Below are 21,076 nucleotides of genomic sequence, written 5' to 3' on the forward strand. Positions count from 1 at the left end.
GCCTTCTCCCTGGGTGGGGAATCCTCCACCTGGTTGTTTACCACTTTCCAATTAGTCTTTTTGCTCGGCGTAATCGCTGGCTCGCCGTTTGTCCACGATCGTTTCCAAGCCATCGCGCTGGCAATGATTGCCGGCGGGGCAGGCGGTAATCTCATTGACCGTCTGTTCCGCGAGCCGGGTTTTTGGTTTGGTCACGTGGTGGATTTCATCTCCGTGGGGGATTTCGCCATTTTCAACGTTGCCGATTCTTTTATCACCGTCGGCGTCGGATTGTTCCTGGTTGCCGTGCTAACTGAGGAGCGCCGGGTGCGTGCGGCGGGCAGCGACGATGACGGAGAAGACAGCACCAGCACCCGCACCAATAGCAACAGCACCAATAACAACGGAAACGAAGTCGCACAGGAGGCCAGCGATGAGCACTAATAACCGCGAAACCCGCTCGCTTCCAGTCCCCGAAGGTCTCGCTGGCATGCGCGTGGATGCAGCGCTGGCAAAACTATTGGGATTATCGCGCACCGTCGCCGCGAATTTGAGCGCGGACGGAGATGTGCTTGTCGACGGCGCCGTCGTCGGCAAGTCTGAACGCCTGCACGAAGGTGCGTGGCTGGAAGTTACACTGCCGGAACCGGCGAAACCACTGGTGCCGAAAGAAGAGCTCGTCGAAGGCATGGATATCCTGTATTTCGACGACGACCTCATCGCCGTGCACAAACCCGTTGGCGTCGTCGCCCATCCCACGGTGGGCTGGGACGGTCCTACTGTAGTCGGTGGTCTCGCCGCGGCTGGATTTCGCATTTCCACCTCTGGCCCGCCGGAGCGCAAAGGCATTGTGCAACGCTTAGACGTCGGAACCTCTGGCGTGATGGTGGTTGCAGCTTCGGAACGGGGATATAGCAGCCTGAAAAATGCCTTCCGGCAGCGAAACGTCTCCAAGACTTATCACGCGCTGGTGCAGGGGCTGCCAGATCCGATCGAGGGTACGGTCGACGGCTCGATTGGGCGCCACCCGAGTGCCGGGTGGAAATTTGCAGTGACTGACGACGGAAAGCGCGCGATCACGCATTACCGCCTGCTAGAAGCCTTCCGCGAAGCCAGCCTGTTGGAGATTTCCCTCGAAACCGGGCGTACGCACCAGATCCGCGTGCACATGTCCGCTTTGGGGCACCCGTGTTGTGGAGATCCGATGTATGGCTCCGACCCGAACCTTGCGCAGCGACTTGGCCTGCAGCGGCAGTGGTTGCACGCAGTCAAGGTTGGTTTCCATCACCCAGGTGACGGCCACTGGATGGAAATTGAAGCGCCGTACCCAGATGATCTTGCCGACGCGCTGGGCAAACTCCGGCAGTGACCAGGCTGGGCAATGACCAGGCTGGCAGCAACAAAACCAATCGATGCAGCAGGTATAGCGCGATGAACACCCGAACCATTGGCGCCATGCTAGTGATCATCTCACTGGTGGCGACTGTGCTCTGGTTGGCCGGCGGCAGCGATTATGCTCGCCCGCGCCCGTTTGCTGGCGATCATTTGGGCCCGCAGTCTGGGCAGACCCACGCTGAATACCGCGAGCTTGCCGACGATTCTTTGGCCGTAGCGCTTCGGCGTGCGCCGTCGGAAAACGCTTTTTCTATGCTCGGTTTCACCACGCCGCTTTCGGCAATGCAGACCGGAGAGTTCGTTGCTGATCTGCAGCGGGTGGGCAGCATCATCACGAGGGAGGGGAAGATCCTGGCAACCCCAGAGCCGGTAGCCGGGGCTAGACGCGCCGATGCAATTCGCACCACGTTAGCTGCCGCCGATAGCGCGGAGATCATTGCGGTCATCGTCTTCGACACTCCAACAAACCTGGCTCCGTTGACTGATCAGCCAGCGGTCCACACCATCGAAGTCTTGCCGCCTGATGCGGTGTGGTCGCAATTCGGGATTAGTCCACCGAGCCTGCCTGCCCCGGAAGCCTTTGAATTCGACTAGACTGCGTGCCTATGAAGAAGCGAGAATCGATCACCTTCACCTTCGCCTTGCTGGCGATTTTTGTGGGATGTTTCAGCCTGGTCATTGGCGTGTTCAATGGCTCTTTTGCCTGGCCAGGGTTGCTTGCCGTGCTTTTCGGGGCCGTCGCTGCGTTTTATATTCTTCGCGCCCACTCTAACCAAGAAAAGGCCTTAGAACAGCACGCTTGAGAACCAGCCACCGGGCGCTAAACTAACGCCATGGCTAAAAATTCCTCTTTCGTCCACCTGCACAACCACACAGAGTTTTCCATGTTGGACGGTATGGCCAAGGTGGATTTGCTATCGGAAGAGGTCAACCGGCAAAAAATGCCAGCTGTGGGTATGACGGACCACGGCAATATGTTCGGCGCCGATGCGTTCTACCGCCGCATGACGGCCAACGGCATCAAGCCAATCATCGGCATTGAGGCCTATATGGCCCCGGAATCTCGTTTTAATAAAAACCGTGTGCGCTGGGGAACACCGGATCAAAAGCGTGATGACGTCTCTGCTTCCGGTGCTTATTTGCACCAGACGATGTTGGCGGAAAACGCCACCGGCTTAAAGAATCTGTTCAAACTCTCGTCGCTGGCTTCCTATGAAGGTCAACTGGGTAAGTGGCCACGCATGGATGCTGAGCTCATCGCAGAGCATGCCGACGGCATCATCGCAACCACCGGTTGCCCATCGGGGGATGTACAGACTCGCTTGCGCCTGGGGCAGTTTAACCAAGCTCTGGAAGCAGCGGCGATGTGGCAGGACATCTACGGTAAGGAAAACTACTTCCTGGAGTTGATGGATCACGGCCTTGACATCGAAAAACGCACAAGGGATCAACTGCTCGAGATCGGCAAGCGCCTGGATCTGCCGCCACTGGTGACTAACGACTGCCACTACGTGCTGCAATCACAGGCGAAAGCCCACGAGGCGATGCTGTGCGTGCAAACCGGCAAGACTTTCCAAGACCCGGATCGCTTCAAATTCGACGGCGACGGTTACTACATCAAATCCGCGCAACAGATGCGCGAATCGTGGGATCACATGGTCCCGGATGGTTGCGATAACACCTTGTGGATTGCCGAGCGCGTCGGTGATTATTCCTCGATGTGGGAAGAGCACTCCCATGACCGCATGCCGATTGCCGACGTGCCAGAAGGCTATACACCGACCACGTGGTTGCACCATGAGGTGATGGAAGGCCTGGCAGAACGCTTTCCTGGTAAAGACATCCCGCAGGAATACATTGACCGCGCGGAATACGAGATCGACGTCATCGACGGCAAAGGCTATCCGTCGTATTTCTTGATCGTTGCCGAGATAATCAAATATGCCCGCTCGGTGGGGATTTGGGTTGGCCCGGGGCGTGGTTCGGCTGCGGGTGCGCTGGTGGCCTACGCGCTGACCATCACCAATATTGACCCCATCGAGCATGGTCTGTTGTTCGAGCGTTTCTTGAACCCGGAGCGTCCGTCGGCACCCGATATTGATATTGACTTCGACGACCGCCGTCGTGGTGAGATGATCACCTATGCCGCACAACGTTGGGGTGAAGACAAGATTGCCCAGGTGATCACCTTCGGCACCGTGAAAACCAAGCAGGCGATCAAAGACGCCGCGAAGGTGCACTTTGGCCAACCTGGATTCCAAATGGCCGACCGCATCAACGGTGCCCTGCCGGCTCCGATTATGGCGAAGGATATTCCGCTTTCGGGAATCATGGACCCGGAGCATGAGCGCTATTCCGAGGCCACAGAAGTCCGTAACCTCATCGAATCTGACCCGGACGTGAAAAAGATTTATGACACCGCCCGCGGCTTGGAAGGCGTGGTGCGCCAACCAGGCGTACACGCGTGTGCGGTGATTATGGCTTCGGTGCCGTTGATGGAACACATTCCGATGTGGAAGCGCAACGCGGATGGTGCGATCATCACGGGCTGGGATTATCCGGCTTGCGAGGCCATTGGCCTGTTGAAGATGGATTTCTTGGGGCTGCGCAACCTCACCGTCATTGGTGATGCGCTGCGCAATATCAGGCAAAACCGGGGCGAAGAAATTGACCTGGAAACTCTGGTTCCCGATGCCGAGGAAGTCTCGGAGGTCTACCGCCTGCTGTCGCGAGGCGAAACCTTGGGCGTGTTCCAGCTCGACTCCACGGGCATGCAAGAGCTGCTGAAACGCATGAACCCGACGGGCTTTAAAGATATCGTCGCCGCGCTTGCGCTTTATCGCCCAGGACCGATGGGTGTCAACGCCCACCTGGATTACGCCGATCGCAAAAACGGGCGCAAACCCATCACCCCGATTCACCCGGAGCTGGCGGAACCTCTCGAGGACATCCTGGCAGAAACCTATGGCCTGATCGTGTACCAAGAGCAGATCATGCGTATTTCACAGAAGCTGGCGAACTACACCGCCGGCGAGGCGGATGGTTTCCGTAAAGCCATGGGTAAAAAGAAACCCGAAGTGCTTGCACAACAATACGAGAAATTCTCGTCAGGCATGGCAGAAAACGGCTATTCCAAAGAAGCCTGCGATAAGTTGTGGGGTGTCATCGAACCCTTCGCCTCGTACGCGTTTAACAAATCGCACGCGGCAGGTTATGGTCTGGTCTCGTTCTGGACGGGTTACCTCAAGGCTTATTACACCGCGGAATACATGGCCGCGCTGCTGACCTCGGTGGGTGATAAGAAAGACAAATCAGCGATTTACCTCGCAGACTGTCGCCATCTGGGCATCAACGTGTTGCCGCCGGACGTCAACGAATCTGACGTGGAATTTATGGCCGTCGGCAAGGACATCCGCTACGGCATGGGGGCGGTGCGCAACGTCGGCACGGAAGTGGTGAACTCGATCATTAAAACTCGTCGACAAAAGGGTGCGTACCGTTCGTTTGGCGATTACCTGGACAAAATCGAACTGCTGCCGTGTTCCAAGCGCATCACCGAAGCCCTAATCAAAGCCGGCGCCTTTGATTCCTTGGGCCATCCCCGCAAAGGCTTGATGCTGATTCAAGAAGATGCCGTCGATTCCGTGCAATCGACGAAGAAAGCTGCAGACAAGGGACAATTCGACCTGTTTGCTGGCATGGGCGGCGATGATGCCGAGAACAACGCCTTCAGCATTACCGTCCCGGATGAATCCTGGGAGCGCAAGCATGAATTGGCGCTGGAGCGCGAAATGCTCGGGCTCTACGTTTCTGGTCACCCGCTTGATGGGTTTGAACAGGCGCTGGCATCGTATACCGATACTGCACTGACGACGGTGGTTTCCGGTGAGCTAAAACCGAAACAGAACGTGGTGATCGGTGGCATCATCTCTAGCGTTGATCGGCGCTTTTCCAAAAAGGACGGCTCACCCTGGGCGATCGTCACGATCGAAGATCACCACGGTGCGCAGGTTGACGTCTGGGTGTTCAGCAAAGCTTATTCTCTGGTGGCTGAAGATATCGTCGAGGACAATATTGTGCTGTTCAAAGCCCAGATCCAGGTGTGGGGCGATGGTGATCAAAAAGTAATCGGCAACGACATGCGAGTTCCGGAACTCGGACGGGGCGGGGGAGCAGGCCTGCCATTGCGACTGCACTTGACGACGCAACAATGCTCGCTGGAAACCATCGCCGCGCTGAAGTCCGTGCTGCTGGAACATCCTGGTGATACTGAGGTTTATTTGACCCTCAGCCACGGTGAGGCAGAAGAAGTTTTGGTGTTGGGCGATCATCTCGCAGTCGAGCGATCGAACAGTTTGATGGGAGATTTGAAAGCCACGATGGGCCCAGGGATCGTCATGGCGCAAACTTAGGTTGTGCTTGTTGCTGGTTCGACTTGTTGCTGAGTTCGATTTATTGCTGAGCTCAACTTAGTGCAGCCTCCAACTATGTGCTGTGTGCAGGGGGTGGTTACAATAAGTGGCTATGACTTCCCCGCAGACTGCCACAGCGTCCCCTGATAATTTCGAGCCCGTGCGGGCTTCTGATATTCAGCTTGCGCAGTCCCGAATTTCGAGCGTCATCGCGCCTACCCCCTTGCAATACTGCCCGCGCCTGTCTCAAGAAACCGGCGCAGAAATCTTTTTGAAGCGCGAAGATTTGCAAGATGTCCGCTCATACAAAATCCGTGGCGCCTATTATTCGATCGCGAAATTGAGCCAAGTCGAGCGCGAAGCTGGCATCGTCGCCGCCTCGGCCGGCAACCACGCCCAAGGCGTAGCCTATGCCTGCCGCACCATGGGCATCAAGGGAAAAATTTTCGTGCCGACGAAAACCCCGAAGCAAAAACGCAACCGCATCAAGGTCCACGGTGGTGAAGCCGTCGAGCTGGTGGTCACTGGGGCCAACTTCGATGAGGCCGCAGCCGCAGCCCGCGAAGAAGCCGCAAAGCATGGTTCGACAGTCATCGAGCCTTTCGACGCCCGCGATACCATCATTGGCCAAGGCACCGTTGCCGCAGAAATCCTGTCGCAACTCTCAGCGCGTGGGCACAGCCTGGATACCGTCGTTGTCCCAGTTGGTGGCGGCGGCCTCCTGGCGGGGATTACCAGTTATTTCGCAGATATGGCACCGACGGCAACACTTGTCGGTGCTGAACCACAAGGGGCGGCCTCGCTGGAAGCAGCCCTGGCCACCGGGGAGCCGGTCACTCTGGAGACCGTCGATGCTTTCGTCGACGGTGCGGCCGTCAAGCGCATCGGCGCGAAACCTTTCCAGATCATCGACGCTAACCGTGAGCGCATCCAGCACCTAACTGTCTCCGAAGGCGCGGTATGCACCGCGCAGTTGGGCTTGTATCAAGACGAAGGAATCATCGCTGAACCCGCCGGCGCGCTTTCAGTGGCAGCATTGCGCAAAATGGATATCGCGCCGGGCTCTGTGGTGGTGTGCATTATCTCGGGCGGTAACAATGATGTGCTGCGTTATGCCGAGATCATGGAGCGTAGCTTGGTCGATCGCGGGCTCAAGCACTATTTTTTGGTTAATTTCTTGCAAGAACCGGGACAGTTGCGGCATTTCTTGATGGAAGTGCTTGGCCCGGACGATGACATCACTCTGTTCGAATACCTCAAGCGCAATAACCGTGAAACCGGGGCAGCGCTGGTGGGGCTGGAACTCGGTGCCGCGACGGATTTGGAACCGTTGTTAGAGCGCATGGCAGATTCATCAATTGAGTGCCAGCGCTTGTTGCCGGGTACTTCGGAATACGACTATTTGGTGAAATAGAACTGAGCGAGGAATGAAACATTGCTATCAGCTGCCCGCAGACGGCGAGTCGTTCCGCGCGGAAATTGAGATTAAACGCTCGCGGTTTATCGGCATCATCGAACGGGTAGCCAATGATGAACAAGCGCGTGGGTTCATCGACCGCGTCCGTGCTGAGTTTCCTGATGCGCGCCACCATTGTTCGGCCTATATTTATCGTGTCGAGCAAGCCAATCCGGTGGAGCGCTCGTCTGACGACGGCGAACCTGGTGGTACTGCCGGAAAACCAATATTGGATGTATTAGCGGGTTCCGGGATGCAGGATTTGGCGTGTGTGGTGGTCCGCTATTTCGGCGGCATTAAGCTCGGCGCAGGAGGGCTGGTGCACGCTTATTCGCAAGCTGCTGGCGATGCGCTTGCGCAGGTGGATCGCCGTTGGCGCTGCCTACGCAACTTGTACGAGGTAAGTTTTTCGCATGCTGATGCGCAGAAGTATGAAGCTGAGCTGCGCGCGAAAAATATCGCCATCACTGATACGCAGTACGGTGCCGAGGTCACCTATACCTTGGCCATTGCCCCGGGTGATTTCGAGCAACTTGAATCGCAGCTTGCGGCGTTGACCGCTGGTACTGCACAGCTGGTGGAAGCTGGGACAGCGTGGGTGGAAAAACGGTAGAATCGACGGACATGAGCATGCAACCTTCTGCGCAAAATCCCATTGAACGACGCAAAGCAGCCGTGCGGAAATATTCCAAAAACGGCGTGATTAGCGTTGGTGCTGGTCTCGGCGGCGGCCTGTTGTTCGCGTTTTTGTTTTCCAGCTCTGGGTTCTGGTTGCTCCTTGGTTTTGTCGTGGCCGTCGTTGGTGGCGTGTACAACTACAACAAGGTGCGCAAGATCATCAACCATCGCGATAGCTATTAATTCTTAGCTCTTTACACCTAGCTCATTTCTCCTAGTTGTTTTGCTACTAGCGTTCACCATTAGCAGCGCTGAATATCACGAACGATTGTGCTGATGAAATCCCAAACAAATGCGACCGCGAAAGCGAATGAACCGTCGGCCTCGCCGGTACGTATTGATGCTTGGCTATGGTCGACGCGATTTTTCAAAACCCGTGCTGAGGCTACCAAAGCGGTCAAAGCCGGGCACGTCCTGATTGGCGATAAGGTTGCCAAGCCGTCGTCGCCGGTGGTGCCGGGGTTGCGAATTACCCTGTGGAAAGATGACCGGGAATTTCGCTTAGAGATTAACGCGACGGTGTCTAAGCGCGTGGGGGCGAAGATCGCGGAGCATTGCTATATCGATCATTCTCCGCCGGCGCCGCCAAAGCCGTTGCAACCGACGGTGCCGAAGCGCGATCCCGGTGCCGGGCGGCCGACGAAGAAAGATCGTCGTGACATGGAGAAATTCACCGGAAAACACCGGAGTTAACAGTTTCGAGCTGGGGCTTGCCGGGAATGCTCAGCACAATTCCGTAAGGATGCTCAGCACAATTCCGTAGGAAAGCCGTGGGCAGCAACCAAGGGTGCTTGGCACAAAAGGCTGTCGCGCCCCCGCGAGAACCCAGATACCCCTTGCGTGTGTTCAGCGGCGACATGCAACCAGGATGTAGCCGATGGGATTGTGCATTCGGTTAATGCCAGGAGAGTGTCGGTATTCGGGGCTAAGAAAATCAGGCTATCGCTGCCCAGCAATCGCGCTAACTGGTCGTGCATGATGGTCAACAAATGGGGGTGCGCTAGCCAGGTTGTTGCCGGTACGGGATGAGATCGCAGCTGCAGCCCTGGCGGAGCACCGTCTCCTAGTAGGTGGGCGGCGGGCCTGGTCCAAAACTGCGTGCCCTGCGGGGTGTGCGCCGCCCGCAGCACATTATCGGCAGCCAAATCCCAAGCGCGGCGCATCGGCAAGTCAAACTCTGCCAATGCCCGGTGACTCAACGTGATCTCAGCAACGCTCAGCGTGACCGCTGTGGAGCGCGAAAGCGGTAGATACGCTAGTGAATCGCAAAATCCATCGTCGCTTAAACCACACTGATCTACCCAGGACGTTGGCCTCATCACTGGGATGCAGTCCGCAAAACCTGGCGGGGTGGCTGTGGCTGTGACTGTGGCTGTGGCTACCGCGGGTGCAGTCATCGGGATCCTTTCGTTGGTTCGCTGGCGTGTTGCCAGGCTCAGCTACAGACTCATTGGACTGTGCACAACCAACGCAGGTTCCCGCTCACAATGGAAGCCGCCGAAACAGCAGCAAACAGCAGCAGCGCTGTTTCAGACTTCAGCCACCGCCACCATCGCATTTATGGCGTGATCACGGGTCGTGAGGCCTTTTCTAACAACACCGCCACCGAATCGAATTGGTAACCAGCCACGACATCCAAGCCCATCTCACAAGTACGGTTTGAGGAAACAAATGCGTCGTAATGCCGGGCATCCAAGCCGGTGCGTTCCTCGCGGGTGGCAGATTCCACCAATTCCGGGTGCAACAATCCGCGATCGCCGGCAGTGCCGCAACACATCGCACCAAACGGAATAGTCGCGCGTCCCGCACGATTGGCGACGGCGACGAGCGCGTCAGTCTGGCTCATATGTTGGGTAGAACAGGCCGGGTGCACTGCGATGGTGCCCATGTCGTGGTGGATCGGCAGGTAATCAATGACATCATCATGCAGCCATTCGACGATGTCGATGATGCGCAGCTCGTCGTAAAGCTGCTTCGTCTCGGCATCCAGCACCTCGGGCACGCCGGACAACAAGCCGTGAGTGCAGCTGGAGGCATCGATGATGATCGGCAACTCGCCACCTTGCGACCACTCGTGGAATTTCCGCACGATCGCGTGCGCCTGGTGGCTAAAGCCATCCTGGTAGCCTTTCGACGACCACGGCGTGCCGCAACAAAAACCGGTGACGTCATCCGGGATCCACAACGACTGGCCGCTGCGGCGGGCTAATTCCACCATGGCGCGCGGCAGGTCGACGGATTCGGGATCCGACCCAGCCGGGCGACCGAAAATCCGGTTCACACAGGCCGGGAAATACACCGCGCTGGCTCCGGCGCGTTCGGTAGCTGGCAAACGGTCCGCTGCCTGCGGCAGCGCGCCAGGCACCGACGGCACCAGATCCGGGTTAATCACATTCCGGGCCATGTTGGCAGCCCACCCAGCGGCTTTTTCGCCGACCTTGTTCGCGCTGATGATGCCAGCACGCGCGAGCTTTTCGACGACATCCCACTTCTGCGCTGTTGTCAGTGCGACCTTTTCCGCGCGCGGGGTCGTCTGCTTGGCGCGCAGGTTCTTCATCACCGCACCGGTATCAATGCTGATGGGGCAGGGGATGGCACACGTACCGTCGGCAGCGCACATATCGACCGCGTCGTACTGGTATTCCTCCTGCAGCTGCTGCAACACCGGCGAGCCGGGGGCTTGGCGCGCCATTTCTCGCCGCAGCACGATGCGCTGGCGTGGGGTCACGGTAGCGTGTCGGGAAGGGCAGACTGGTTCGCAGAAACCACATTCCACGCACGGGTTGATCTCTGCTTCCACGCGTGGGAATGATTTGAAGTTGTGCAGGTGGTTGTCCTCACGTCGGGTGAGTTTCACATCCGGGGCGAGCATGGCCGTGGGATCGATGAGCTGTTTGGCCTCCCACATCAGGTTCCAGGCGGCATCACCCCATTCTTGGCGCACGAACGGTGCCATGTTGATGCCCGTGCCGTGCTCGGCTTTGAGTGAGCCGTTGTATTTGTCGATCACCAGATCCGCGAGTTCACGCAGGAATTCGGCGTATTTATCCTTTTCTTTCGGATCATCAAATTCCGGGATGAGGAAGAAGTGCAGATTACCGAAGGCGGCATGGCCCATGACCATTTCCGGGTAACCATAGCGTGAGAGCAAATGCAGCAAATCGGCAGCAGCCGCACCGATCTGCGCCGGTGGGAAACACACGTCCTCGGTGATCAGCGCCGATCCCTGCGGGCGGTCGGCGCCCAGCAGACCGAATAGCCCGTTACGGATAGCCCAGGCACCGCGGATGTCCGCATCACTGGTGAGAAATTCCAGTTCGGCGCCCAGATCAGCGTCGGCAAGCACATCTTTGACGCGATCCATGGCCGCGGCAAGCTCGTCATCATCGGCGCCACCGACCTCGAGCAAAAGCGCTGCGGATTCGTCGGAAATGTCTGCCCATTCGGCTGGCGCTTGCTCGAAGTTTTCTACCGATTTCTTCATCACTGGCGCGACCATGAGCTCACAGGCCCAGGCACCGGTCTCCATCAGCGGGGCGACGTAATTCGCAGCCTGGAAAAGGTCGGGCAGCATCACCCAGGACACAGCCTTCTTCTTCGGCAACGCGACGGTATCAAGCTCGCATTCGGTGAATGCGCCAAAAATACCTTCGGATCCGACTAACAGGTGCATCAGGATGCGTACTGGTTCTTCTTCGTCCAAGAACGCGTCCAAGCGCAGTCCGTTGGTGTTGCGGATAGAAAATTTCTCCCGCAAGTGTGTAACCAACTGCTCGTCGCTGCGGATCTTGTCGCGCAGCTGCAGCAGGCCAGCGTGCAGTTCCGGCTCCTGCGAGCGGAACTTCGCATCACCGGCGCGCGTGTTGACGATCGTGCCCGAAGGCAGAACGAATTCCGCCTGGCGGATGCTGTGATAGCTATCGTTTTCCAGCCGACAGCGCATGCCACCGGCGTTGTTGGCGAGCACACCACCGATGGTGCACACCGACGTTGATCCGGGGTCCGGCCCCAGCATGAAACCATCGCGGCCGAGTACCGCCTGGGCATCACCGAGAATCACGCCTGGGCGCGACCACAACACCTTGCCGCCGTCGCGAACCTCCATGCCGGTGAAGTAGGTTTTCAGATCGACCAGTAGATCATCGCCCTGAGCCTGGCCGTTCAGTGAGGTGCCAGCAGAACGGAACGTGATATTACGGCCATGGTTGGTGGCATAGCGCATCACGCGCGCTAGTTCCTGCGTGTTGCGGGGTGCGACGATGACCTGCGGGAGCAAGCGGTACGGGCCGCCATCCGAGGCATAGCGGACTACGTCACTAATGCGTGCGTGCACGTTTTCCGGGCCGACGATCGCGCTCATATCGTCGACGAGCTGTTGTTTATCGGCGCGCAGGTGGGAGGTGGGCACGGCATCGCTTTGTGGCGTGGAGTTTTCTGGCCTGCCGTAGCGGTGTGGGTTGGGAGTCAGCAGTTTTTTCATAGTCAATAGCTTATAGGGCAAAGTGGGCGACGCCATATTCTGCTGAATCCGTTAACTGGCTTAATACGCTTGGTACGGTGGCTTATTCTGGTCAGCGTACTGGTAGTACTCGCGGAAAGTCAGGAGCGATGCGGCTTGTTCGTCGACCAGCACGGTGGCGTGCGGGTGCAATTGCAGGGCGGATGCTGGGCACATCGACGAAACCGGCCCTTCCACCGCCGCCGCGATGGCCGCGGCTTTGTTCGCACCGGTGGCAACCAGCAGCAGGTGCCCGGCGCGCCGGATGGTGGCCAGGCCTTGGGTGAGAACGTGCTTGGGCACTTCGTCCGCAGAATCGAAAAAGCGCGCGTTGTCTGTGATGGTCTGTGGCTGCAGAGTTTTCAATCGCGTCACTGAATTGAGCGAGGATGTCGGTTCGTTAAACCCAATATGACCGTTGGTGCCGATCCCGAGCAGCTGGATGGCGACCTGTTTGCGGGTGATCAGCTCTTCGTACTCCGCGGCAGCCTGCAGCGGGTCAGCGGTGTTGCCAGCAGGGGAGTAGACATCGGCATCGTTGATATCGACGTGGTCAGTAAACTCGCGGCGAATGGTGCGGGCGTAGGACTGTTCGTGGTCTGGGGCGAGGCCGACGTATTCATCGAGCATGAACACCGTGCAACCGCGGAAGCTGAGGTTTTCTTGCTTGTGCCTGCGGATTAATTCTTGGTAGGTAGCCAGCGGGGTGGAGCCGGTGGCCAGCCCGAGCACGGTACCGCCGTTGTTGTCTGCGCCGCCGGTGTTTTGTGGGGAGTCGTTGTGATCGGTGTGTACGTAGCTGGCGATGATGTCTGCTGCCTGCTGGGCGACGGCATCTGCGGAGGGGCGAATCAAGATTTCCATGGTGTCTCTGGGCAGCCTTTCAGGGAATGTTTATTGTGATCAGGTTCATTAGCTGGCGGTATGCACCGCGTGGATGGAGTTATTCGGGTTAATGCCAACCAAGTCGACGGGGTTTCCAAGGATCTCAGCATGCTGGTTGAGCACGGCCAACGCGTTCGTGGAGGTAAACGCCACCGCTTCCGATAGACTGTGACGCCGCGAAAAGCGGAGGAACTGCTCGAACAACGTGGTGGTGCCGCCGGCGATAGCTCCGGGGCTGCCATCGCTGGTGGCCAGACGAGCGACGCCAGCTTCTACCGCTACGTCGAGATCGCCGAGCCGGTAGGAGCCGTCGGCAAGCCCGGCTGCTTCCATTGCATCGGTGATGGCGAATGCTCCCAGGTTTCCGCCGTTCATGACCATGTCCACGGTGCCATCGGCAAGATGGACGCCGTCGCCAATGAGCTCGAGGAAGATCTGGCCACTGCGTGCAGCCGCGAGGCACGCCGCGGCGGTACCGGGAGCGCGGTGGTGGATCTGTGGCATCGCGTTGAATAAGTGTGTTGCGGTAACTGTCACGCCCAAATCTGCTGCCTGGTTGATGACCGTCAGCGTGGAATCGTAATCAGCGTTCGAGTGCCCCAATGATGCGATGATGTCGTGTTCAGCGCAGAGCTGCAACAGCTCATCGCCGTGCTCAGTCTCGGGTGCGAAGGTAATAGAACGGACCGTGTTATCAGAAGCATCGATCACGCGGGCAAAAATTTGCGGATTGCCGGGCATGATCTTGCTCGGATCTTGCGCGCCGCATTTACCTGGATTGATAAAAGGGCCTTCCATGTGGATGCCCTCGATCAGCCCTTCGTCGACAAGCGGGGCCAGACGTTCAGACTGTCGCGCTAATTCGTCGCCCGTGCCAGAAACCAGGCTGGCCAGCATGCGTGTGGTGCCGTGGCTGCGGTGATACAACGCCGCCCGTCGACAATCATCGGCGCTCCCGGTGGGAAAGGCCCCGGCGTTGCCGCCGTGATTGTGTAAGTCGACGAAGCCGGGAACCCAGGTGATCGCGCCTTCCCCGGGTAGTGGCTCAATGCAGGTGACCACGCCGTAATCATCGAGGGTGATGCGTGCGTTGTTCCACACCTGCTGTGCGGTGACGAGTCTGCCTTCGAGATGATGCGGAAGCGGGGGCTTTCCGGCAGAAACAGAAGGGGTCATGGTTCTCCTGTGGAGTGGTTCCTGCAAGGTGTACCTGCGAAATGCTTTGTCGAAATTCTACCCCACCCAGACATAAGACGTATGATGTTTGCAGAAAGTTGTGCACGAACCATACACGCACGTCGTCAGGAGCGCAGAAGACATGCCAGAAAACATCACGCCGTTCCATGGGGTAGTACCGCCGATCGTCACCCCATTTAACGAAGATTTCACCATCGATACCGAGTCCTTGCGTGCGCAGGTTGAGCGCATGATTAAAGCCGGAATCCATGGACTTTTCGCCCTCGGCTCATCCGCCGAGGTTGCGTTTTTGACCAGGGAAAACCGCCAGGTCGTGCTCGATACCATCATCGAGCAAAACGCTGGACGCCTGCCAGTTGCCGCCGGTGTCATCGACATGACCACCCCGCGCTGCCTGGAACACGTCGCCGACGCCCGCGAACGCGGAGTCGATGCCCTGGTTGTCACCGCGCCGTTCTATGTGCGCACCCACCCCAACGAAATCGCCGAGCACTTCCGCCAAATCCACGCCGCAGCGCCGGAACTTAAACTTTTCGCCTACAACCTTCCGGTTTCAGTCAACGTCGTGCTGGAAATCCCAATGCTGATCAACCTCGCACAAGAAGGCGTATTGGCCGGCATTAAAGACTCTGGGGGCAAAGACGACTACACCCGCGCCATCGTGGCAGCCCGCAAGAGCGCGCAACTGGAGGATTTCGTTATCCTGACCGGCTCGGAAATGACCGTCGACTACGCCTACCTCGGCGGCTGCGATGGCGTGGTCCCAGGCCTGGGCAACGTCGATCCGTACGCGTACGTAGAACTGCACGAGGCATGCACCTCGAAGCAATGGGACCGCGCCGTTGAGATCCAAGAACGCATCAACAAACTCATGTCCGTCGCCTTTGTTGGTGACGGCTCACGCATGGGCGGATCTGCAGCAGGTCTCGGCGGATTCAAATCCGCACTGCACCACCTGGGCATATTCGCCTCGCCACGGATGTCACCAACTCACGTACCACTCAACGACGATGAACACGCTCAGGTTGCTGCCATCGTCGACGAGCACAGCCACGGTGAATAACTGTGCCAAGCACACTGTGTTTCGATATCGGTGGAACCAAAATCGCCTACGGCATCGTCCATGACGACGATCCCACCCACGCGGTTGCAAGCGGGACGGTCCCGGCCCAGCCACACGACTCGTTGCTTGCCGAGCAATTCGACAAAGCCGTAGGGATAGCGCTTGCCGACGCCCAAGCAGCCGGAATAACCCCGGACCGCATCGGGGTCGGCGCGCCGGGCATCGTGCGCGGGCCCAGCGGAACGATTTTGCGCTCTGGCCCCACGGTGCCAGGTTGGCAGGGCACGATCGTCGAAGACATCATCGCCCGGCACACCAATGTTCCCGTCGCCTGTCATAACGACGTTCGCGTATGGGCCTTCGGCGAGCACAAATACGGTGCTGGTCGCAAGATGAGTGGGCGCGTGATCTATTTGTCACTGGGCACGGGCGTCGGGGGAGCCATCGTGACTGATGGCGAGCTGGTATCTGGAACGACCGGCTCGGCAGGTGAGTTTTCTGAGCTGTTGGTGGCCGACCTGCGTGGATTCGCCGAGCGCGTGGAAAATACTTGCTCGGGAAATTCCTTGGCGCGCTACTACAACGTGCTATCGCGTGATCCAGAATTCTCCGAACCGATTGCTTGGGACCATCCAGCCGGCGAGGATGACCTGAGCCTGCCGGAAATCATGGAGCGTTATCACGCTGGCGACCGCCTGGCCTTCGAGGTTGTCGACGGCAACCTCCGTGGTTTCGGCCGTGCATTAGCAGGCTTGTCGTTCGCCCTGGATATCGACGGCATCGTTATTGGCGGTGGTGTCGGTGGGCTTGGTGAGCCGGTACTAGGGGCGCTGCGGGCAGGTTTTGCGCAATGGACAGTTGATTCGGCACAGCGGTTGCCGATCGTCGCTTCGGAACTGGGCAAGCTTGCACCCTTGATGGGTGCAGCCGCCTACGCGCGGGCATACGCGGAATAACAAAATTCTCGAGCTAGATTTCTAGGTTTACAGCAGAAAACAGAAAACAGAAAGCAGACAGAAAGCAGAAAAAGCTATGCCTTTTACGTTTAGTGCCTCTGATATCGTCGGCCGTCGGCAAGAAATTATCACTGCCGTGCGGGATAACCTGGTGGTTTCCGTGCAGGCTCCCGACGGGCATGCCATGCGCGATACCCACACGTTGACTCATGTTGCTCGTGCGTGTGTAGCTGGAGGTGCCCCGGCGATTCGGTGCGGTGGATACGGTGGCGTTGCCGATATCTCCTCGATCGCCCGAGCAGTCGATGTTCCAGTGTTCGGGCTGACCAAAGAAGGCGATACCGGGGTTTATATCACTCCGACGAAGGAATCGGTGCGTGCGGTTGCTGCAGCCGGCGCCGCGGTGGTGTGCGCAGACGCTACATTTCGGCCACGTCCGGATGGCTCAACTTTCGCTGAGTTAGTGGATCTAGCCCATGAACTCGGCGTTTTGATGATGGCCGATTGTGCTACCCCGGAAGAAATGGCGGCAGCGCATGACGACGGAGCCGATATCATTTCCACGACCTTGGCAGGCTATACCGAGCATCGGGAAAAGACTTCCGGTCCGGATCTGGAGTGTCTCGCTGCAGGCAGGGCTTTGCTGGGCGACGACGCCTTTGTGATTGGGGAGGGGCGTTTTCATAGCCCAGAGGCGGTCACTGCGGGCATTGCGAACGGTGCGAATGCCATCATCGCGGGCACTGCTATTACTGATCCAGGTTGGATTACCGCTGCGTTTGCGGCGGCATTCAAGCGTTAAAGCTCGGGCAGACCCTCACATAGACTGCAGCGCGATCGCTACATAGATTGTGCTGCGATCGCGCGTTGTAGTGGCGCGTAGTGTTCGATTACTACCTGGCGATAGCGCTGCGCATCGCCAGCTTGCAGCGCGTGCACCATTGCTGCATGGGCTTTGATGGTGATCTCGATATCGCCGGGCATTTGCAGCTTCATCAACGGCAGGACGTCCATATGTACTTGCCAGAATGCGTCGGAAAGCTCCTGGAGAAGATTATTCGACACCAGCGAGTGCAAGCGCCGGTGAAAGGCGCGGTCTTCAGCAGCGAAAGATGCACCCGTCGAATGTTTGGCCTGCATCGTTTGTACTAGCTCTAAAAGGTAGGTGGCGTCGTCTGCGGTGAACTTGCTGCAGAGTTCTTCGGCCATGGATAGGTCTAAGCCAATCCGCACCTCGACGACTTCGCGTAGATGGTCGAAAGAATTTGCGGAATCAATAATGGTGCGCAGCACTAAGCCTTGCACGAGAGGTGAGAGCGACAATGAGCCGACGAAGGTGCCATGCCCGTGGCGGACGTCGACGATGTCGAGGCTGGCTAAGGTGCGCACGGCTTCGCGCACGGAGGAACGGGATAAATCAAGTGCTTCGCACAGGCGGGCTTCCGTCGGTAGCGAATCCCCGGGTTTTAATTCGTGTTTTTTGATGTAATCAGTGATTCCGTTGACGGCCAGTGTGGCGGCATTAGTGCGTTGATTCACTGTGGTTCCTTTCGGAAACGATGGGGATGAACGAGTGAGGTTACCCCCGTGGTGGTACCAGGACAAAGCGGGTGACCTTGGTAAACGGGCAATTTTGCGATTGTGTGAGAAAGGTTAGAGCTAAAATAGTTGTTCGAAGTCAGATGTCTGACATATTATATGATGACGTTCACACCTTCGGGTTCCGTCGTGGAAAATCACGGTACAACCGCTAATCTTCGACGCGATACGCGATAGGGCCTTGAAGAAAGGATCAAGACCTCATGACTTCGAAGCTTTCCATCATCCGCCGGATCGGTTTGGTTACCGCCGCTGCCAGCATGACTTTTGCGTTAGCTGCCTGTGCGCCTGACCAAGATTCCTCCAACGCACAAGATTCCAGCTCTAATGGCTCCAGCAGCTCCTCCGGATCCTCGGATGCTGCAGCAGGTGAGGTCAACGAAGAAGGCACTATCCGCGCCGCCATCTCTTATGAGCTCGGCACCAATGGTTATGACCCGATGACCACCACCGCGGCACTTACCTTGTCAGTGAACTGGCACACCCTGGAAGGTTTGACCGAACTGGATCAAACCGACGGCTCCACCTACGCCGCGCTTGCCTCTGAGGTTCCGGAATCCGGCGATGACACCGAAGTAACCGTCAAGCTGCGTGAAGGCGCGAAGTTCTCCAACGGTAACGATGTGACTGCCGAGGATGTCGTCTATTCCTTCGAACGCGTGATGGATGAAAGCAATGAATCGCTGTATGCCTCGTTCATCGACTTCATCGAATCGGTGGAAAAGGTTGATGAGACCTCCGTCAAGTTCGTGCTGAAGCACCCAACCGGTGTTCTGGCGGAGCGCTTGTCGACGGTCAAGATCGTACCGAAAGACGTTGTTGAGGAAGATCCAAAGGCCTTTGACAACAACCCGATTGGTTCCGGCCCGTACACCATGACGGATAACGGCGGAGCAACCAACACCATCAAGTTTGAACGCAATGAGCACTACAACGGTGACCGCCCAGCACGCTCGGCAAGCATGGAATGGGACATCATCCCGGATGCCTCGACACGCATCAATGCCTTGCAGTCCCAGCAGGTACAGGCCATTGACGCGGTGCCATACCTCAACGTTGATACCGTTGCCGCCACCAACGAACTCGAATCCGAGCAGGGCTTTGGCTTGCTGTTCTCGATGTTCAACAACGATCCTTCGAACCAGTTCTCGGACAAGAATGCACGCCAGGCGTTCCTGTACGCGATCGACATGGACAAGGTCATCGAAAATGCCATGCAGGGCCAGGCCACCGCAGCCAAATCCTTCCTGGATACCGAGCACCCGAACTTCCACGAAGCTGAAAACGTCTATGAGCACAACCCAGAAAAAGCCAAAGAGCTGTTTGAAGAAGCTGGTGTGAGCAAGCTGCGTCTGCTGGCTACTGACCACGACTGGGTAAAACAAGTCTCGCCAATCATTCAGGAGAGCCTGAAAGAAGCTGGCGTTGAGGTCGAATTCGAAGAGAAGAAATCCTCTGACGTTTACAACACCATCGACGATAAGCCAGAAGCTTACGATGTGGTTCTGGCACCAGGTGATCCATCAGTCTTCGGTAGCGACCCGAACTTGCTGATGCGCTGGTGGTACGGCAACGACACCTGGACCCAGACCCGTATGCACTGGAATGACGAGGGCTACGAGAAGATCCAGACCTTGCTCGAGGAAGGCTTGCAGGAAACTGACGAGTCCAAGCAACAAGAAATCTGGAACGAAACCTTCGACGTGCTTTCCGACGAGGTGCCACTCTACCCACTGTTCCACCGCAAGGCTCCAAGCGCGTGGGACAACAACACGCTGGTTGATTTCAAGCCGATTCCGGTAACTGGGCTGTATTTCTTGGGTGCAGGTACCACCGAATAATTACGGCACTGAGCAATTGCACCTCTGAGTACTTAAAGGCATAAAGGCACTCGCAATGTCGAATCTCATCCGCCTCATCGGGCGCAGGTTAGTGGCGCTGCCCATCATGATCCTCGGCGTGACCTTCCTGGTGTTTTTCATCATGTCGTTCTCGCCGGCGGATCCGGCACGTCTTGCGCTCGGTGAGACTGCTTCGCCCGCAGCCCTGGAAGCGTATCGCGAAGAACACGGTCTCAACGATCCGCTGTTGGTACGGTATGGCCAGTTCTTAGCCAACATGGTCCAAGGTGATCTTGGACTATCGTCAGGCGGCGTCCCTGTGACCGAACGTATCGCGCACGCTTTTCCCATCACGCTCCAGTTGACGTTCACCGGCCTTTTGCTCGCCGTGATCTTGTCTGTGGTCTTGGGAGTGCTGGCTGCGATCTACCGCGAAAAATGGGTGGACCAGGTCATCCGCGTGCTCTCCATCGCGGCTTTGGCGACCCCATCGTTCTGGTTGGCAATTCTGCTCATCCAGTGGCTGGGCACCATCCCGGGTGGTTGGGGAGCGTTTCCCGCCGTGGTTGCCCGTTGGGTACCGTTCAGCCAAGATCCAGCGACGTGGGCGAACAACATCTTCCTTCCTGCAGTGGCGTTGGCCGTGCCGGTGGCTGGTTCGTTGACCCGTGTCGTGCGTACCTCAATGGTGGAAGAGCTGGATAAAGACTACGTTCGCATGGCCATCGGTGCCGGAGTTCCGCGCAGTGAAGTGATCGGGCGCAACGTCTTGCGTAACGCACTGATCACCCCGATTACCGTGTTGGGCTTGCGAGTGGGCTACCTGATGGGTGGCGCAGCCGTCATTGAGATCATCTTCAATATTCAGGCTATGGGCCAGCTTATTCTCGACGGCGTCGTGCGTAACGACGTCTACCTTGTGCAGGGCGTCACGCTGGTGGTAGCGATCGCGTTCATCGTCATCAACATCATCGTCGACATTCTCTACGTGCTGGTTAATCCACGAATTAGGAGCATCTAATGCTACGAGCAAAAACCACACAAAGGCTCGAGAATAAGGCCGGTGCGCGATTCAGCGGCCTGGCAAACCTGCCAGTGAAATCAAAAATTTCCATGG

19 protein-coding genes are annotated in these 21,076 nt (G+C 57.6%); 14 read left to right on the forward strand and 5 right to left on the reverse strand.

The window, feature by feature from the left end:
- The 9 genes from RCH87_RS06320 to RCH87_RS06360 form a co-directional block, all read left to right on the forward strand.
- Positions 1–423 (forward strand): signal peptidase II (locus RCH87_RS06320; RefSeq protein ID WP_306515870.1); only part of this gene is annotated, 423 nt, incomplete at its 5' end.
- Positions 413–1,348: an RluA family pseudouridine synthase gene (locus RCH87_RS06325; RefSeq protein ID WP_306515871.1), complete on the forward strand. Its 936-nt coding sequence runs from the start codon at positions 413–415 to the stop codon at positions 1,346–1,348. The genes RCH87_RS06320 and RCH87_RS06325, both read left to right, overlap by 11 nt.
- Before the next feature lie 62 nt (positions 1,349–1,410).
- Positions 1,411–1,968 (forward strand): hypothetical protein, encoded by a 558-nt coding sequence (locus tag RCH87_RS06330; protein ID WP_306515872.1) that lies wholly within the window; start codon positions 1,411–1,413, stop codon positions 1,966–1,968.
- A gap of 11 nt (positions 1,969–1,979) precedes the next feature.
- Positions 1,980–2,177: a hypothetical protein gene (locus tag RCH87_RS06335; protein ID WP_306515873.1), complete on the forward strand. Its 198-nt coding sequence runs from the start codon at positions 1,980–1,982 to the stop codon at positions 2,175–2,177.
- A 30-nt stretch (positions 2,178–2,207) separates the two neighbouring features.
- The gene (gene dnaE, locus RCH87_RS06340) at positions 2,208–5,786 is read left to right on the forward strand and encodes a DNA polymerase III subunit alpha (RefSeq protein WP_306515874.1); all 3,579 of its coding nucleotides are present in this window, start codon (positions 2,208–2,210) and stop codon (positions 5,784–5,786) included.
- 112 nt (positions 5,787–5,898) lie between these two features.
- Entirely contained in the window at positions 5,899–7,200 is a 1,302-nt protein-coding gene (ilvA, locus tag RCH87_RS06345; protein WP_306515875.1) for a threonine ammonia-lyase IlvA, read from the forward strand.
- A 13-nt stretch (positions 7,201–7,213) separates the two neighbouring features.
- Positions 7,214–7,855 (forward strand): YigZ family protein, encoded by a 642-nt coding sequence (locus RCH87_RS06350; RefSeq protein ID WP_306515876.1) that lies wholly within the window; start codon positions 7,214–7,216, stop codon positions 7,853–7,855.
- A gap of 11 nt (positions 7,856–7,866) precedes the next feature.
- Positions 7,867–8,103 carry a hypothetical protein gene (locus RCH87_RS06355; RefSeq protein WP_306515877.1) on the forward strand — a complete coding sequence of 79 codons (237 nt, stop codon included), beginning with the start codon at positions 7,867–7,869 and terminating at the stop codon, positions 8,101–8,103.
- A gap of 93 nt (positions 8,104–8,196) precedes the next feature.
- Complete coding sequence (locus tag RCH87_RS06360; protein ID WP_306515878.1) at positions 8,197–8,613, forward strand: RNA-binding S4 domain-containing protein; 417 nt, start codon at positions 8,197–8,199, stop codon at positions 8,611–8,613.
- A 53-nt stretch (positions 8,614–8,666) separates the two neighbouring features.
- Here RCH87_RS06360 and RCH87_RS06365 read toward each other — a convergent pair whose 3' ends face one another.
- The 4 genes from RCH87_RS06365 to RCH87_RS06380 all read right to left on the reverse strand — a co-directional run bounded on the left by RCH87_RS06365 (position 8,667) and on the right by RCH87_RS06380 (position 14,479).
- Entirely contained in the window at positions 8,667–9,317 is a 651-nt protein-coding gene (locus RCH87_RS06365) for a hypothetical protein (RefSeq protein WP_306515879.1), read from the reverse strand.
- Between the two features lie 161 nt (positions 9,318–9,478).
- Positions 9,479–12,400, reverse strand: coding sequence for an FAD-binding and (Fe-S)-binding domain-containing protein (locus RCH87_RS06370; protein WP_306515880.1), 2,922 nt, complete (start codon positions 12,398–12,400; stop codon positions 9,479–9,481).
- Positions 12,401–12,460: 60 nt separating this feature from the next.
- Entirely contained in the window at positions 12,461–13,282 is an 822-nt protein-coding gene (gene nagB / locus RCH87_RS06375) for a glucosamine-6-phosphate deaminase (protein WP_306515881.1), read from the reverse strand.
- Positions 13,283–13,330: 48 nt separating this feature from the next.
- The gene (locus tag RCH87_RS06380) at positions 13,331–14,479 is read right to left on the reverse strand and encodes an N-acetylglucosamine-6-phosphate deacetylase (protein WP_306515882.1); all 1,149 of its coding nucleotides are present in this window, start codon (positions 14,477–14,479) and stop codon (positions 13,331–13,333) included.
- Positions 14,480–14,621: 142 nt separating this feature from the next.
- Between RCH87_RS06380 and RCH87_RS06385 the strand changes: the two genes are divergently transcribed.
- The 3 genes from RCH87_RS06385 to RCH87_RS06395 all read left to right on the forward strand — a co-directional run bounded on the left by RCH87_RS06385 (position 14,622) and on the right by RCH87_RS06395 (position 17,321).
- Positions 14,622–15,563 carry a dihydrodipicolinate synthase family protein gene (locus tag RCH87_RS06385; protein WP_306515883.1) on the forward strand — a complete coding sequence of 314 codons (942 nt, stop codon included), beginning with the start codon at positions 14,622–14,624 and terminating at the stop codon, positions 15,561–15,563.
- Positions 15,564–15,565: 2 nt separating this feature from the next.
- Complete coding sequence (locus RCH87_RS06390; RefSeq protein WP_306515884.1) at positions 15,566–16,519, forward strand: ROK family protein; 954 nt, start codon at positions 15,566–15,568, stop codon at positions 16,517–16,519.
- Between the two features lie 76 nt (positions 16,520–16,595).
- Positions 16,596–17,321 carry a putative N-acetylmannosamine-6-phosphate 2-epimerase gene (locus RCH87_RS06395; protein WP_306515885.1) on the forward strand — a complete coding sequence of 242 codons (726 nt, stop codon included), beginning with the start codon at positions 16,596–16,598 and terminating at the stop codon, positions 17,319–17,321.
- A gap of 38 nt (positions 17,322–17,359) precedes the next feature.
- On the opposite strand, the gene RCH87_RS06400 is transcribed toward RCH87_RS06395, so the two are convergent.
- Positions 17,360–18,058, reverse strand: a complete 699-nt coding sequence (locus tag RCH87_RS06400; RefSeq protein WP_306515886.1) for a FadR/GntR family transcriptional regulator — start codon at positions 18,056–18,058, stop codon at positions 17,360–17,362.
- Positions 18,059–18,321: 263 nt separating this feature from the next.
- On the opposite strand from RCH87_RS06400, the gene RCH87_RS06405 reads away from it, so the two are divergent.
- Positions 18,322–19,959: an ABC transporter substrate-binding protein gene (locus tag RCH87_RS06405; RefSeq protein ID WP_306515887.1), complete on the forward strand. Its 1,638-nt coding sequence runs from the start codon at positions 18,322–18,324 to the stop codon at positions 19,957–19,959.
- Positions 19,960–20,014: 55 nt separating this feature from the next.
- Positions 20,015–20,980, forward strand: coding sequence for an ABC transporter permease (locus RCH87_RS06410; protein WP_306515888.1), 966 nt, complete (start codon positions 20,015–20,017; stop codon positions 20,978–20,980).
- Positions 20,981–21,076 lie beyond the last annotated feature (96 nt).

Source organism: Corynebacterium sp. (assembly GCF_030826625.1).
Taxonomy (GTDB): domain Bacteria; phylum Actinomycetota; class Actinomycetes; order Mycobacteriales; family Mycobacteriaceae; genus Corynebacterium.